Below are 14,261 nucleotides of genomic sequence, written 5' to 3' on the forward strand. Positions count from 1 at the left end.
ACCGACAAAATCCTTGCGGCTATGAGCAAGGGGATCGTCAGTCTTGGCCGGTATCGTCTTCAGCAGGGACGATTGTTACCAACTTCGTCGCAACTGCTGTGGTTCGGGGCAGTGGTTGATAAGCTTGCTGCATCTCAGCAGGCACCGCGTCTCCCACCCAGCGGCGCCACATGCCGAAGCCGAATACGCTTACCGCCAGAATGGCGACGACCTGAAACAACCCCTGCGGCCCGAGAACAGTCATCGCGGCCGACACCACCAGCGGGCCAACCGCCGCGCCAAGGGAATAGACCAAGACCAGTCCGCCAGTGGCGCTGACGCGCTCTGCTGGCGCAAGCTGATCGTTGGCATGCGCTACACAGAGCGGATATAGTGCAAAGCTTGCACCACCGAACAATGTGCCCAACGCAAGGCCGAGGCCTGTCGGGACTGTCAGGGATAAAACAAGGGCGCTGATGGCAGCTCCCGCCGTGGTCGCAACAATCACCGTACGTCGATCGAAGCGGTCGGACAGGCGTCCCAGCGGCCACTGCAAGGCAACGCCTCCCAGGATCACCGCGGTCATGAATCCGGCGGTATCCGATACGGACAGGCCCGACGCCCCTGCATACACCGGACCAAGGCCGTAAAATGCACCAAGTATGACGCCAGTGGCCGCAACCCCGACGATCGCCAGCGGCGAGGTGGCGTACAGGCGCCAGATCGACAGTGATACCGTGCTGGGCAAGGTCGGGCCGTTCATTCGGGTCAAAGCCACCGGAAGAACGGCAAGCGAGATGAGAAGAGAAGCCAGTATGAATGGTGTTGTCGGCGTAGATCCGGTCACATTCAGTATCTGCTGGCCGATGCCTTGGCCTAAATACAAGGCAATCATGTATCCGGCGAGAACGCCTCCGCGTGACGGACCTTCGGCCCGATCGTTGAGCCAGCTCTCGAGGCAGACATAAACACCGGCGACACAGAAGCCGTCGATAAAACGCAGCAGCATCCATAGCAAAGCATGTTCTGAGAATGTGTACGACAAAGTACTGGCGGACAACACCGCCACTACGACCGCGAACGTCCGGATATGCCCGACCCGCTCCACCAATTTGCCAACGTGCATCGCCCCGGTGGCCAAGCCTGCAAAGTAGCTTGTTGCGATCAAGCCGATAACAATCGGGACCGTTCCATTCACCTGCAAGCGTATGCTTATCAAGGTGGTCAGGAATCCAGAGCCGAGCATCAGAACGAAAATCGCAAACAGCAGACTGCGGACGGACGCTAGCGAAGAGATCATCCTCACAAAATGAGACGGGTCACTGCCTGTTCCATCGCACGCTCGGGCTTTCATACGTTAGTGCATGTCCATCCGGCAATGAAACGGCGGGGGCATAGCGGACGCCTTGGGAAATCCACCCTGGCCGCCGCTGGAAATCCGCGACCGCAGAAGGCGTGGATATGTTGCCCATTACTGATACGTGGCGGGGCAGCCGGCGGCGTTCAGATCGGCGAAGCGGTCACGTAGAAACCGATGCTGGCCACGACGATGCCGAACGACCGCTCGAGCAGGCCCTTGCGCGCGGCGAGCAAGCGACCCGTCGCGATGCCGCCGACCGTTCCAACGACGCCACCCATGACCAGCAATGCCGTCACGCCCCAGTCGACCAAACCCGACAGGGCGTAGGAGGTGGCGGTGGTCAGCCCCAGCGCGCTGACGACGACCAGCGACGTGCCGATGGCGAAGGGCAGCGGCATCGCCGTCGCCAGGATCAGCCCTGGCACGATCAGGAACCCTCCCCCGATCCCGAAGAAGCCGGCGGCAAGCCCGACGCCCAGCCCGATCGGCACCAGACGCGGTAGCAACGTCGCCGCACTGTCGCGGGTCAGGCGCACGGCAGGCGCGTCCGCCGTGCGGCGCTTGCGCAGCATCGACAGGCCGACCCCGATCATCACCAGCCCGAACAGGACGAGCAGCCGCTTGCCGTCGAACGCCTTGCCCAGTTCGGCACCCAGCGCCGCGCCTATCATCCCCGAGATGGCGAAGACACCGGCGCACCGCCACTTCACCCGGCCCGCCCGCGCATGGCCGATCAGGCTGGCGAGCGCATTCACCGTGACGGCGACAGCGGCCGTCCCGATCGCGGCATGCGGCGATCCCACGCCGACGACATAGATCAGCAGCGGCACGGCGAGGATCGACCCGCCCCCGCCGACAAGACCGAGGATCAAGCCAATCACGCCGCCCGATGCGAGCGCGGCAAGGATGGTGGCGGTGTCCATGATTGCCTCAGGCGGCCGCGCGCCGGTTCCACGGCATAACGCGCAGCAGGTTTGCCATGCCGCACCATCCCGTCACGCCGGCGAACATCAGCCCTGCCCCCACGAACGCCGACAGCCCGAAGAAGCCGGGGGCGACGAACGTGCCGAGCAGCACGCCGGTCAGCACCAGCGCGCCGGCAGTGATCTGCACCTGCCGCATGATCTCCAGCGGTTGCGATCGATCGGCAAGCGTAGGCTGTCCCGCCTGCCGCCACGCATCGATGCCGCCTTCGAGGATATAGGCCGGTGCGCTACCCATTGCCGCGCCGAGTTTCGCGGCATTAGCGGCGGTGCGCATCCCCGACTTGCAGTGGAAGACGACCGGACGGCCGTCGCGCGGCAGATCGCCGATCCGATCGAGCGGCACGTTGATCGCACCGGGGATGCGCTCCCGCGCATGTTCGTCGGCACCGCGAATGTCGATCAGGCGCGCACCGGCATCGATCGCGGTGCGAGTGTCGGCGGGGGAAAGGGTCGCAAGCGTCATCGCATCAATCCTTGCAATAGAGCTGATAGAGGGTGGCGAGCAGCGTTTCGACGCGCGGGTCGGCAATGGCGTACCAGAGCGTCTGGCTCTCGCGCCGATAGGTGACGAGGCCTTCGTCACGCATCTTGGCCAGATGCTGCGAGCAGGCCGATTGCGACAGCCCCACATCGCGCGCCAGATCGCCGACCGTCACCTCGCCATGCTCGACCAGCTTGCACAGCAGCATCAACCGTCGCGCATTACCGATCGCCTTCAGCGTGTCGGCGACCTGGCCGGCCTTCGCCTCGAACGTTGCCAGATCCATCGGGGGTTTGAGCATCACCGCCACTCCATTAGGTGTTGCTTATGTAGATCCCTCTAATATATTAGCAAGAGCTAACGGAGGAAATCATGACCCGGCCCTTCATCGAGGCATTTTTCGACGAGCCGACGAACACGATCAGCTACCTTGTCGGCGATCCTGCGACGCGAACAGCGGCAGTGATCGATCCAGTGCTCGACTTCGACATGGCGAGTGGCGTCGCCGATACGCGCTCGGCCGAGCGCATCGTCGCCTTCGCCCGCGAGCAGGACTGGCGGATCGCTATGGTGCTGGAGACCCACGCCCATGCCGATCATTTGTCGGCCGCCCCCTTCATCAAGGCGCATACCAGCGCATGGATCGGGATCGGCACGCATATCCGCGACGTGCAAAAAATCTTCCGCCCCGTGTTCGCGATGGATGGCCTGAAGGCGGACGGATCGGACTTCGACCGCCTGTTCGAGGACGGCGATCGGTTCACGATCGGCGCGCTGGAGGTCGAGGTGCTGCACGTCCCCGGCCACACCCCCGCCGATGTCGCCTATCGGATCGGTGATGCGGCGTTCGTCGGCGATACGCTGTTCATGCCCGACTATGGCACTGCCCGTGCCGACTTTCCCGGTGGCCACGCGCGTACGCTCTATCGTTCGATCCGGCGGTTGCTGGCGCTGCCCGACGCGACGCGGCTGTTCCTCTGCCACGACTACAAGGCGCCGGGTCGCGACGACTATCGCTGGGAGACGACCGTGGGCGAGCAGCGCTGGTCGAACGTTCACGTCCATGACGGCGTAAGCGAAGACGCGTTCGTCGCCATGCGCGAGAAGCGCGACGCCGGACTGTCCGTGCCCAAGCTCCTGTTGCCCTCGATCCAAGTCAACATCCGCGCGGGCCATTTTGACGAGGCCGAGGCGAACGGCGTCACCTACCTGCGTATCCCCGTGAATTGGAAGAAGCATCAAGACGGCGATCGATGAGCTACCGGCTTTGCCGGTGGGCTATCGTCCCGGCGGTAGCGGGTCGTCTAACAGGATTTCCAGGTTGTCGGCTTCGAAACCTCCCTTGGGACGCTCGACCAAATCGAAACGCCATCGCTGCCCGCGCCGCAGCTCGGTGAAGCCGGCGCGCTCCGCTGCACGGACGTGGACGAAGACCTTGGGCTGTTTGTCGTCACGGGAGATGAAGCCCCAGGCTCCACCACGGTCGAGATATTTGATCGTTCCGGTCGGCATGACGCCTTCCTTTCGGGCTTAGCCCTCCTTGGCGCAGGTGAGGCACATGGCCGTCGCAGGCGCATGATCGAGGCGCTTGGCCTCGATTTCCTCTCCGCACCGGACGCACCAGCCATAGTCGCCACTATCGATCCACTTCAGCGCGGCATCGATGCGGTTGCGCTCGGCCTGGCGGTGCCGCTGCGCCGCCAGAGCCATTGCCTGCACCTGCATGGCGTCGATCCGCGACAGGCGGCCGACGCTTTCCTGATCGAGCGTGACCGGCGCGCGCATGTCCTCGGCTACCGCATCGTCAGCAACGAGCTGATCGCGCAGCGCCAGTAATTGCCGACGCCGCGCTTCCAAGTCCGGCGCGCACCCGGTCATGTCAGCGTACCAGCAAGACCGGCGCGCGGACGGTGCGGACCATCGTCGTTGTCGTACTGCCGACGATGAGCGTGCGGAGCGGAGAGTGACCATAAGCACCCATCACCAGCATTGCGCCGGGATGCGCGGCCATGTGATCGCCGATGACGGCATCAACCTTGCCATCGCGCAGGACGGTTTCGGCGCAGGCCGGAAGCGAAGCCGCTGCCGCGCCGAGCTGATCGCGATGCCTGGCATCGTCCGGTCCCGCCATGACGAGGTGCACGGGCAAGCCGCCGAACAGCGGCGACGTTGCGACATGACGCACGGCCCGACAGGCAGCAGGGCTGTTGTCGAACGCGATCACTACGGCGTCAGGTGCCTTTGCCTCACGCGAGGTGATCAGCACCGGCTTGTCACTGGCGCGCACCACCCGTTCGACCTTCGAGCCGATATGGTCGGTCGCGAACTCGCCCGAGGCACCGCGCTTGCCGATAATGACCAGCGCGGCATCAGCTTCACGCTCGACGATCGTTTCCACGATCCCGCCATGCAGGTGCATCGACGCGACCGTGATGCCCTGCTCCTTCAGGCGGGCACCGCCTGCGTCCAGCAGGATGCGCCCTTCCTCGATGGCGAGACGCCCCGCCGCTTCCTCAAGGCGGGTCAGCTCCTCCAGCAGATCGCTTTTGACGCCGAGGCCGATCGCGCCGCTATGATCGTTGCGCGATGCCACGGCATCCTTCCGCTGGACGACATGCAGCAGCTCGACATCAGCCCCAAGCCGGGTCGCGGCCCAGGCCGCCAGATCGACGACGCTGGTTGCGTAGGTGGATGCGTCGATACAGGCCAATATGCGATTCATAAGCCCTCTCCTCAGTGGGCGCCCAGCGCTGCTTCGGCGCCGGGCTTGTCATGGACGGCGAAGCGATCGATCATCGTCGCGCTTGCCTGATTAAGGCCGATGACCTCGACATGGGTGCCTTCGCGGCGAAACTTGAGGATCGCCTTGTCGAGGCTCCCCACCGCCGAAATGTCCCAGAAATGCGCGGCGGTCAGGTCGATGACCACATTGTCCAGCACCTCCTTGAAGTCGAAGGCATCAGCGAACCGCTCGGACGAGGCGAAGAACACCTGACCCGAGACGCGGTAGGTTCGCGTCCTTCCATCCGCACTCAGCTCGGTTGCCACATCGAACAGACGCTTGACCTTGCTGGCGAAGAACAGACCCGAAAGGATCACGCCTGCAACGACGCCCTGCGCCAGATCGTGCGTCGAGACGACGACCAGCACCGTCACCAGCATGACGACCGACGACTGCCACGGATGGCTCTTGAGGTTCTTGATCGATCCCCAGGAGAAGGTGCCGATCGACACCATAATCATCACTGCGACCAATGCCGGCATCGGAATGCGGGCAACCAGTGGCCCCAGCACGACGATCAGGAACAGCAGGAATGCGCCCGAGACGAAGGTGGAGAGGCGGGTAGAGCCGCCTGACTTCACGTTGATGACCGACTGCCCGATCATCGCGCAGCCGCCCATTCCACCGAAGAACCCGGTCAGGAAATTGGCGATGCCCTGCCCCTTTATCTCGCGACGCTTGTTGGACGGAGTGTCGGTCAGATCATCGACGATCTGCGCGGTCATCATCGATTCCAGTAGGCCCACCGCCGCCATCGTCAGCGAATAGGGGAAGATGATGCGCAGCGTTTCCAGCGTGAACGGCACCTGCGGGATGCCGAACGCCGGCAGCGACGAGGGCAGCTTGCCCATGTCGTCGACCGTGTTGACCTTGATACCTGCATAGATCGACACGATCGTCAGGATCACGATCGCAACCAGTGGCGACGGGATCGCCTTGGTGATGCACGGGAACAGGTAGATGATCGCCAGCCCCGCTGCGACCATCGCGTAGGTTTCCCACCCGACGTTCGTGAGCTGGGGGAGCTGCGCGATGAAGATCAGGATCGCGAGCGCATTGACAAAGCCGGTGATGACCGAGCGTGACACATACTGCATCAGCAGGTCGAGCTTCAGGAACCCGGCGACGCCCTGGATCAACCCCATGAGGATGGTGGCGGCGAAGAGGTATTGGACGCCGTGATCGCGGATCAGCGGCAGGACGAGAACCGCAATTGCGGCGGTTGCGGCCGAGATCATGCCGGGGCGACCGCCCGCGAGCGAAATGATGACGGCGATGGAGAAAGAGGCAAACAGCCCGACGCTTGGATCGACGCCAGCAATGATTGAGAAGCCGATGGCTTCCGGGATCAGCGCGAGCGCGACGACGATGCCCGCAAGCACGTCCGCGCGTGGGTTCGAGAGCCATTCGCGTCGAAGCGAAGTAGCAAATGTCATGTAGAAACCTGATCGCAATAGCGAGGGGCGCACGCCGTCAGACGCGTTCAATCAACGATGCTCGGAGCGAGACCCAAATTCGCTATGGTTATCCCGGGGATAGGCGCCGGGCCGAGCCACCCGAAACGATTCGGGTCCGTCGAAGGCCCGTAGATAGTCACTGATCGGACCATATTGCAACTGCGAACATGGATTGTTCGAGCGCAGCTCGTTGCAGCGGGCCGATCGTTGCCGTCAGGATTGCGGCGAGGTCGCGATGCTGGACAGGTCCGTGGCGGCGTTGATCGGCACGCCGGCTTCCTTCCGCTCCGAATAGCGATCGACCAGTTGCGCGGTATGCGGGCGCAACAGGACGGTGAAGCGCACCAGTTCCTCCGCCACGTCGACGATCCGGTCGTAATAGCTCGACGGCTTCATCCGGCCGGCGTCATCGAACTCGGCAAACGCCTTGGCGACCGACGACTGGTTGGGGATCGTCACCATCCGCATCCATCGGCCCAGCACGCGCAGGCTGTTGACGCTGTTGAACGACTGCGATCCGGCCGACACCTGCATGACCGCCAGCGTGCGGCCCTGGGTCGGGCGCATCCCGCCCATGCTGAGCGGCAGGTGATCGATCTGCAGCTTCATGATGCCGGTGATCTGGCCGTGGCGCTCGGGGCTGCACCACACCTGCCCCTCCGACCATAGCGACAATTCGCGCAATTCATGGACGGCCGGATGGTCGTCGCCGACGTACTGGTCGGGTAGCGGCAGCGTCGCGGGATCAAAGATGCGCGTCTCGCAGCCGAAGAAGCGGAGCAGCCGCGCTGCCTCCTCGACGCACAGACGCGAATAGGATCGCTCCCGGAGCGAGCCATAGAGCAGCAGGATGCGGGGCGGCGGATCACCAGCGCCCAGCCCAAGGGCGGGCCGATCGAGCGCATAGCGCCGATCGAGCGCGGGCAGATGGTCGGGGTCGGCAAGGTTGCGGAGCGGCATCAAGCGAGTCCAATTCGCAGCGCGAGCGCCGCCAAGGTGATGAGCAGGACCGGCACGGTGAGCGTAACCCCGACCCGGAAATAATAGCCCCATCCGATCCTGACGCCCTTCTGCCCCAGGACATGCAGCCACAGCAGCGTCGCAAGCGAGCCGATCGGCGTCAGCTTGGGGCCGAGGTCGCAGCCGATGACATTGGCGTAGATCATCGCGTCCCGGACCGCCCCGGTCGCGTGGGTGGCGTCGATCGACAGCGCCCCCACCAGCACGGTCGGCATGTTGTTCATCACCGACGACAGGACGGCCGCGATCACGCCCGTTCCCAGCGCCGCGCCCCATACCCCGCCTTGCGCGGTGCGATCGAGCAGCGCCGCCAGATAATCGGTCAGGCCGGCGTTCCGCAGGCCATAGACGACCAGGTACATGCCGAGCGAGAAGATCACGACCTGCCACGGTGCGCCGCGTAGCACCTTGCCGGTCTGTATTTCGTGGCCGCGCCCGGCGATCACCAGCAGCAGGATGGCGCCGGCAGCGGCGACGGCGCTGACCGGCACGCCCATCGGTTCGAGCAGGAAGAAGCCGGCGAGCAGCAGGGCAAGGACGATCCATCCGGCGCGGAAGGTCGCCGCATCCCGGATCGCGGCACCGGGCGCGCGCAGCGCGGCCACATCGTAATCCCGCGGTATGTCGCGGCGGAAGAAGAGCAGCAGCGCGCCCAGCGTGGCGGCGATCGACACCAGGTCGACCGGCACCATCACCGCCGCATACTCCCCGAACCCGATCCCGAAGAAGTCGGCCGACACGATGTTGACGAGGTTCGAGACGACCAGCGGCAGGCTGGCGGTATCGGCGATGAACCCCGCCGCCATGACGAACGCCAGCATCGCCTTGTCCTCGAACCCCAGTGCCCGCAGCATGGCGATGACGATCGGGGTCAGGATCAGCGCCGCGCCGTCATTGGCGAACAGTGCGGACACGCCTGCGCCGAGCAGCACGATCAGGACGAACAGCCGGTAACCATGGCCTGCGCCCCAGCGGGCGACATGCAGCGCCGCCCATTCGAAGAACCCGGCTTCATCCAGCAACAGGCTGATGACGATGATCGCGACGAACGCGGCGGTCGCATTCCAGACGATCCCCCACACCACCGGCACGTCGGACAGGGTGACGACGCCCGCGAGCAGCGCGACGATCGCCCCGCCCATCGCGCTCCACCCGATGCCGAGGCCCTTAGGCTGCCAGATGACGAGCGCGATCGTCGCGACGAAGATCAGGGCCGCAAGCAGCATCAGCCGACGCGCCGGCCCGACGCATCGACCACCTGTTCGCCGTCTTCCTTGGCGAACGCGCCGAGCTGGCCGCTCGGTAGCAGATCAAGAACGGTTTCGGAAGGGCGGCACAGCTTCACACCGAGCGGCGAGACGACCAGCGGTCGGTTGATGAGGATCGGGTGCGCCAACATCGCATCGACCAACGCGTCGTCGGACAGCGACGTGTCGTTCAGGCCCATCTCTGCATAGGGCGTACCCTTCTCGCGCAGGAGATCGCGCGGCTTCACACCGGCGCGGTCGATCAGCGCGACCAAAAGCGCGCGCGCGGGCGGCGTCTTGAGATACTCGATGACATGCGGTTCGATGCCGGCATTGCGGATCAGCCCAAGGGCATTGCGGGAAGTGCCGCACTCGGGGTTGTGATAGATCACGATATCGACGGCCACAGGGCGTCCTTTCAGCAGCAGGGGGCGAGTTCGGCGATCAGCGGCGCACACAGTTCCGCGTTACCAGCGCAGCAGTCCTTCACGAGGAACAGCATCAGCGTGCGCAGGCCGTCCAGATCGGCGCGATAGATGATTGACCGGCTATGGCGTTCGGAGCGGACCAGGCCCGCGCGGGCGAGAATGCCGAGATGTGCCGACATGGTGTTTTGCGGCACGTCGAGCTGACGGGCGATTTCGCCAGCCGCCATCCCGGCGGGTTCGTGCCGAACCAGCAGGCGGAACACGTCTAGGCGCGTTGCCTGCGCCAGCGCCCCAAGCGCAACGATAGCCGAATCATTTTCCATGCATCCAGCATAATGGATGTATTAAATCCTGCAAAAGGCTTTTGTTCGCCCGCCCGGCGCACGCTCGTAGCTACCATATGCTGTGGTAACGGCATTCTTCCGCAGCATATGGCATGGACAGGGACCATGCGAACCTCGGGGGTTCACGACTAACCGCGTGCTATTTATTAATCCAGCATCGGACGTTGCATCAGCGCCGCGATATCGAAATTGTCCAATGTTCTGAGTGCCCATTTTCGGCCTTTGAGGGGCACCACCTTCCTTATGATGCATAACGAAGCTTAGCGAGGCGTTGCCTTGTGAAAGTCCGCTAGCGTTCGTTGCCGTTTGGGTTGGGACTGGGGCGCTTTGGTTAGGCAATCAAAGCTCGACAGACTGGCTGGCGAGTCGCTTTCCGTATCCAGCAACCCATTGTCTAACGAACGCTGACATGACGCCGGACATGCTGGTATCGGCGCTGATGGGCCGCACCCTATGGCGACGCATCGCTGCTGCCACCCTAAGGCCAACTCTGGCGGGGCATCGGCGGGTGAAGTCAGCAACCCCTCGCACTTCGCCACGATAACCGGCACCAGCATCCGCCCCGCGACATTGACGGCGGTGCGCCCCAAGTCGAGAATCGGGTAGATCGCGAGCAACAGCCCCGCCCCCCCCTCCAGCGGCAGGCCGAGCGTGGTGAGCGTCAGTGTCAGCATCACGGTCGCCCCGGTCAGCCCGGCGGTCGCCGCCGATCCCAGCACCGACACCATGACGATCAGCGCATAGTCGCCCCCATGCAGCGGCAGGCCTAAGAACTGCGCGACGAACCCCAGCTGACTCGCGAGCCTTGCTCGGCGAACCCTGATCATGGGCAGATAACAGCTTTACGTCCTGCCCTGCTTGCTAAATACCCCATCCACGGAAATGCAAGGAAACAGATTGCTGCGATTACAAGGCATCGCGAAATTCGGTTACGGCTAGGAAATCGCGGAACGCAGCATGTCCGACGATTGGGAACAGAATGGCATGAGTGACGAAAACCAAATTAAACCGTTGGCAAATAACGGCTTGGAAGGCGACCAGACCAATCCCGAACAGAAAGTGATAGAAGCCAGCCCCTACAACATCGAAGATCCTCTGAATGAAGGAGAGGAAAGCTTTGATGTTATATCATTCAAAACAGTCGACGAGATTGAGAAATCGATTGTTGAATCCCCTTTTCGGGCAATTTACCAGACAAACAATTTTTTGTTACCTCAAATTCAAGACGTAGTCGACGAATCGAAAACAGTAAATTTACGACCAGAGTATCAACGTCGCTCTCGATGGACAAATAAACAAAAATCCCTGCTAATAGAATCGTTTCTCCTCAACGTACCAGTTCCACCAATATTTCTGTTTGAGGCGGATTTTGCACGATACGAAGTCATGGACGGCCAACAAAGGCTACTCGCCATCCGAGAATTCTTTGCAAATCAGGTGAAGCTGACATCACTTAGCATTCTATCTCCGTTGAACGGACGCCGTTACGCCGACCTACCGCCGCGCACAAAGCGAACCTTGGAACGCGCTTCTTTGTCAGCGATCGTGCTTCTTAAAGAATCTCGCAGCGCCTTGAGAGATGCACACTCTGAAAGAGTTCTAGAACTAAAAAGGTTTGTTTTTGAAAGGCTGAATACCGGCGGCAAGCATCTTAATCCACAGGAAATTAGAAACGCCGTATTCTCAGGAATGTTTAACGAACTAGTTATTGATCTTGCTCGGCATCCTACATTTACCGAAATTTGGGGCATTCCAGCATACCATAGTTACTCCGATGAGGAGTACGAGAGCCCAGATCGAAAGAAGAATACTCTTTATCGAACAATGGGTGATTGCCAAATTGTACTTCGATTTTTTGCTCTCCGGCAACGAGATGCCATCAAAGGTTCGATGCGATCCATCTTAGATAAATGTATGGAACGACACGTTGCAGATACAGAACAAGAAATTTCTCAATATCGATTTGCTTTTGAGAATACGCTAGGCTTATGCTCTTTGCTGTTTGATGGAAAGCCTTTTAGACTCACCTTTGACAGCCCGCCGTCCGAGAGTATGTACGACGCAGTAATGGCGGCGGTCGATGAACTGTACCCTGAGGCCGAGAGCCTCATCTATGCGAAGGCGCATGTCCAACGCCGTTATTGGCAAGCACTTTCTTCATCAGAACAGATTTCTCGGTTTAGCGGACGCGCAAACACCGCTGCCGACATACGTCAGAGAATATCTAGTATGACTGAACTCCTACGCAGTGCGATTCGTGATGCAGGATTTTAATTTCGCAAATGCCGAGTTTGATCGCCAAACAGGCATTTTAGATAACTTGGTCGCAATTATCACGACAACATCGGCCCAAGACCCTGCAAATCCGGTCAATATATCGGGTCGATTGCTACCAATAGTTATAGCTGGTGGCCAGAATACAATGGCAGCGGCCGGTATTGTACTGCTTGCAGCTCATTTTGAAGAGTATATTCGCCAACAGATTGAGGAGTATGCCAAAGGAGTGGTAATTAGTTATAACAATCTGGAAATCAATTTCCGAGAAAAACTTGTCGATTCGTATTGGAGGTCCGCGGCATCGAAACTTTCACGTATACGACCAAAAGGATCTTCGAATTGGGCAAACGTTGCCCAGCAAACTTTAAATAATCTATTAGCCTATCCAGTTAACGGAAATACATCTCAGTTCGATTACAAACTTATTAGTGAACATGAAAATAATATGCGGTATGAGACGATATTGGAATTATGCAAAAAACTGAGTATTTCTGATGTACATACTGGCATGTGTCGACATACCGATTTCGACAATTCCATTGGAAATCCACACCGAGATTTCAGAGCTAGAGAAATAACTAGAATTCTCAATGACTTTTATGAGTTACGGAACGGTATAATTCATTCTATAGCCCAGAACGTAGGAGTCGGGCAGCCCACCTTCCAGAGATGGACAGAATTTTTTCGGTTATTCGCAACTGCGTTCGCGCAGCACTTGACTAGATCTTTCGCTGCATTCGAAGCGTCAATCTAGCTGATATACAATACTACGGCAATACTGGCACCTTATATACTAAGGTGCACTATTCCGAACTAAGTAGCGCTGAAGGCTCAATCCGAAGACCTTTTGCCAACTGACCGAGAGCCCGAACCGTTGGGTTTCGCGTGCCGCGCTCCAAATCGCTTATGTAGCTGCGTTTGATACCCGTCCGCAGCGAAAGTTCCTCCTGCGATATGTCCGCCAGCTTTCGATAGCGGCGCACGTTCTCACCCAGAAGCTTCACCACGTCCATGCGCGGATGTGGCCGCCTTCGCGCGTCCATGCCTGTCCACCAGACGTGTCATTTTTACTTGCCCGGTCATCGCGAACCGGGAACGATCCAGTTCAACAACGAAGGAGAACACCATGTCACCGAAGCACACCGTTCTGGCGGGGCTGCTCGCGCTCGCCGCCTGCACCACCGCCGCCGACGTTTCCAAGCCGCTGGCGGAAGGCAAAGGCAACGACGCCAAGATCAAGGTTGCCGACACCACGACCGGCTTCAGCGTCGACGTCCGATACAGCCGCTACCAGTTCATTCCAGAAACCGAAGCCGTGCTTACGGCCTGCCGATCGATCGCCACCGCGCGAGCCTACGAAGAAGCGAGGAAACGGGGCCGCGAGATCCAACCGATTAACGAGCAGACGATCCGTGTGTCGGCTGGTCGCAACGGCATCGTCGGCCTCACCACCTGCCGCGCCTTCGCCGAAGCGCAGTGGAAGAACTGAACCAGCAATCAGGAGAAAAGCTATGATTGTCATGACACGCTACCTTCCCATCACATCGATGATTCTGTTGTCCGCCTGCGGCCTGGACGAACCAGCCGACAATCTCGCTTCGACCGAACCCGTCGAAGTCCGTACCTGCGAGAGCATCCGCGACGACGTAATTCGCATCGCCGGACAAAACGGGGTCAACATCGTCAAAATCTACGAGCCCCAAACGCTTGTCGACACCCCGGACAAGCTGGATTGCTCGGGTCGCGTACTGGTCAGCAGCGGACAGGAAGCGAAGCTCTACTACCGCAGCTTCAAGGACGCCGACGGTGATCGACTGGTTCAGTACAGCGAACAGAAGATGGACTGACCGTGAGCAACGGCGCGCTTCTGAGCTGCCCCCTTCTGAGTGGTCCATCGACT

At 60.6% G+C, this 14,261-nt stretch carries 19 protein-coding genes, 1 pseudogene and 1 other annotated feature; of the genes and pseudogenes, 6 read left to right on the plus strand and 14 right to left on the minus strand.

Annotated features, from left to right (window positions below; genetic code table 11):
- Positions 1 to 37: 37 nt before the first annotated feature.
- The 4 genes from AVT10_RS06740 to AVT10_RS06755 all read right to left on the minus strand — a co-directional run bounded on the left by AVT10_RS06740 (position 38) and on the right by AVT10_RS06755 (position 3,107).
- A complete protein-coding gene (locus AVT10_RS06740; protein ID WP_066689533.1) occupies positions 38 to 1,279 on the minus strand; it encodes an MFS transporter in 1,242 nt (413 codons plus the stop codon).
- 203 nt (positions 1,280 to 1,482) lie between these two features.
- Entirely contained in the window at positions 1,483 to 2,262 is a 780-nt protein-coding gene (locus AVT10_RS06745) for a sulfite exporter TauE/SafE family protein (RefSeq protein ID WP_066689534.1), read from the minus strand.
- Between the two features lie 7 nt (positions 2,263 to 2,269).
- Positions 2,270 to 2,788, minus strand: a complete 519-nt coding sequence (locus AVT10_RS06750) for a rhodanese family protein (RefSeq protein ID WP_066689535.1) — start codon at positions 2,786 to 2,788, stop codon at positions 2,270 to 2,272.
- A 4-nt stretch (positions 2,789 to 2,792) separates the two neighbouring features.
- A complete protein-coding gene (locus tag AVT10_RS06755; RefSeq protein ID WP_066689549.1) occupies positions 2,793 to 3,107 on the minus strand; it encodes an ArsR/SmtB family transcription factor in 315 nt (104 codons plus the stop codon).
- Between the two features lie 71 nt (positions 3,108 to 3,178).
- On the opposite strand from AVT10_RS06755, the gene AVT10_RS06760 reads away from it, so the two are divergent.
- Positions 3,179 to 4,063 (plus strand): MBL fold metallo-hydrolase, encoded by an 885-nt coding sequence (locus AVT10_RS06760; protein WP_066689536.1) that lies wholly within the window; start codon positions 3,179 to 3,181, stop codon positions 4,061 to 4,063.
- Positions 4,064 to 4,084: 21 nt separating this feature from the next.
- Here the strand turns inward: AVT10_RS06760 and AVT10_RS06765 are convergent, their stop codons facing one another.
- Together AVT10_RS06765 and AVT10_RS18715 are read right to left on the minus strand one after the other, a co-directional pair.
- The gene (locus AVT10_RS06765) at positions 4,085 to 4,318 is read right to left on the minus strand and encodes a cold-shock protein (RefSeq protein WP_066689537.1); all 234 of its coding nucleotides are present in this window, start codon (positions 4,316 to 4,318) and stop codon (positions 4,085 to 4,087) included.
- Between the two features lie 18 nt (positions 4,319 to 4,336).
- The gene (locus tag AVT10_RS18715) at positions 4,337 to 4,405 is read right to left on the minus strand and encodes a hypothetical protein (protein ID WP_232307908.1); all 69 of its coding nucleotides are present in this window, start codon (positions 4,403 to 4,405) and stop codon (positions 4,337 to 4,339) included.
- Here AVT10_RS18715 and AVT10_RS18720 point away from each other — a divergent pair.
- Positions 4,382 to 4,642: a hypothetical protein gene (locus tag AVT10_RS18720; RefSeq protein WP_232307910.1), complete on the plus strand. Its 261-nt coding sequence runs from the start codon at positions 4,382 to 4,384 to the stop codon at positions 4,640 to 4,642. The genes AVT10_RS18715 and AVT10_RS18720 overlap by 24 nt on opposite strands.
- A gap of 43 nt (positions 4,643 to 4,685) precedes the next feature.
- Here AVT10_RS18720 and AVT10_RS06775 read toward each other — a convergent pair whose 3' ends face one another.
- The 7 genes and pseudogenes from AVT10_RS06775 to AVT10_RS17715 form a co-directional block, all read right to left on the minus strand.
- Positions 4,686 to 5,528, minus strand: a complete 843-nt coding sequence (locus AVT10_RS06775) for a universal stress protein (protein ID WP_066689538.1) — start codon at positions 5,526 to 5,528, stop codon at positions 4,686 to 4,688.
- A gap of 11 nt (positions 5,529 to 5,539) precedes the next feature.
- Positions 5,540 to 7,024 carry a SulP family inorganic anion transporter gene (locus tag AVT10_RS06780; protein WP_066689539.1) on the minus strand — a complete coding sequence of 495 codons (1,485 nt, stop codon included), beginning with the start codon at positions 7,022 to 7,024 and terminating at the stop codon, positions 5,540 to 5,542.
- Positions 7,025 to 7,110: 86 nt separating this feature from the next.
- Positions 7,111 to 7,165 (minus strand) — a sequence feature (sul1 is cis-regulatory element that is thought to sense ions involved in sulfur or methionine metabolism; They are found in Alphaproteobacteria).
- Positions 7,166 to 7,258: 93 nt separating this feature from the next.
- The gene (gene arsH, locus AVT10_RS06785; RefSeq protein WP_066689540.1) at positions 7,259 to 8,005 is read right to left on the minus strand and encodes an arsenical resistance protein ArsH; all 747 of its coding nucleotides are present in this window, start codon (positions 8,003 to 8,005) and stop codon (positions 7,259 to 7,261) included.
- Positions 8,005 to 9,291: an arsenic transporter gene (locus AVT10_RS06790; protein ID WP_066689541.1), complete on the minus strand. Its 1,287-nt coding sequence runs from the start codon at positions 9,289 to 9,291 to the stop codon at positions 8,005 to 8,007. The genes arsH and AVT10_RS06790 overlap by 1 nt, the downstream gene beginning before the upstream one ends.
- Positions 9,291 to 9,719: an arsenate reductase (glutaredoxin) gene (gene arsC, locus AVT10_RS06795; protein ID WP_066689542.1), complete on the minus strand. Its 429-nt coding sequence runs from the start codon at positions 9,717 to 9,719 to the stop codon at positions 9,291 to 9,293. The genes AVT10_RS06790 and arsC overlap by 1 nt, the downstream gene beginning before the upstream one ends.
- A gap of 11 nt (positions 9,720 to 9,730) precedes the next feature.
- Positions 9,731 to 10,063, minus strand: coding sequence for an ArsR/SmtB family transcription factor (locus AVT10_RS06800; RefSeq protein ID WP_066689543.1), 333 nt, complete (start codon positions 10,061 to 10,063; stop codon positions 9,731 to 9,733).
- A gap of 527 nt (positions 10,064 to 10,590) precedes the next feature.
- A pseudogene (locus AVT10_RS17715) lies at positions 10,591 to 10,869 on the minus strand (cation:dicarboxylate symporter family transporter); the annotation flags it as partial.
- A gap of 172 nt (positions 10,870 to 11,041) precedes the next feature.
- Between AVT10_RS17715 and AVT10_RS17720 the strand changes: the two are divergent.
- Both AVT10_RS17720 and AVT10_RS18150 read left to right on the plus strand, forming a co-directional pair.
- Positions 11,042 to 12,358 (plus strand): DUF262 domain-containing protein, encoded by a 1,317-nt coding sequence (locus AVT10_RS17720; RefSeq protein ID WP_084401437.1) that lies wholly within the window; start codon positions 11,042 to 11,044, stop codon positions 12,356 to 12,358.
- Positions 12,345 to 13,115, plus strand: a complete 771-nt coding sequence (locus AVT10_RS18150; RefSeq protein ID WP_232307909.1) for a HEPN domain-containing protein — start codon at positions 12,345 to 12,347, stop codon at positions 13,113 to 13,115. The genes AVT10_RS17720 and AVT10_RS18150 overlap by 14 nt, the downstream gene beginning before the upstream one ends.
- A 49-nt stretch (positions 13,116 to 13,164) precedes the next feature.
- On the opposite strand, the gene AVT10_RS17725 is transcribed toward AVT10_RS18150, so the two are convergent.
- Positions 13,165 to 13,404, minus strand: a complete 240-nt coding sequence (locus AVT10_RS17725) for a helix-turn-helix domain-containing protein (RefSeq protein WP_332307283.1) — start codon at positions 13,402 to 13,404, stop codon at positions 13,165 to 13,167.
- 83 nt (positions 13,405 to 13,487) lie between these two features.
- Here AVT10_RS17725 and AVT10_RS06810 point away from each other — a divergent pair, with 83 nt between their 5' ends.
- Positions 13,488 to 13,850: a hypothetical protein gene (locus AVT10_RS06810; RefSeq protein WP_066689545.1), complete on the plus strand. Its 363-nt coding sequence runs from the start codon at positions 13,488 to 13,490 to the stop codon at positions 13,848 to 13,850.
- Between the two features lie 22 nt (positions 13,851 to 13,872).
- The gene (locus AVT10_RS06815; protein ID WP_066689546.1) at positions 13,873 to 14,208 is read left to right on the plus strand and encodes a hypothetical protein; all 336 of its coding nucleotides are present in this window, start codon (positions 13,873 to 13,875) and stop codon (positions 14,206 to 14,208) included.
- Positions 14,209 to 14,261: the final 53 nt, after the last annotated feature.

It is taken from the genome of Sphingomonas hankookensis, from assembly GCF_001619955.1.
Classification (GTDB): domain Bacteria; phylum Pseudomonadota; class Alphaproteobacteria; order Sphingomonadales; family Sphingomonadaceae; genus Sphingomonas; species Sphingomonas hankookensis_A.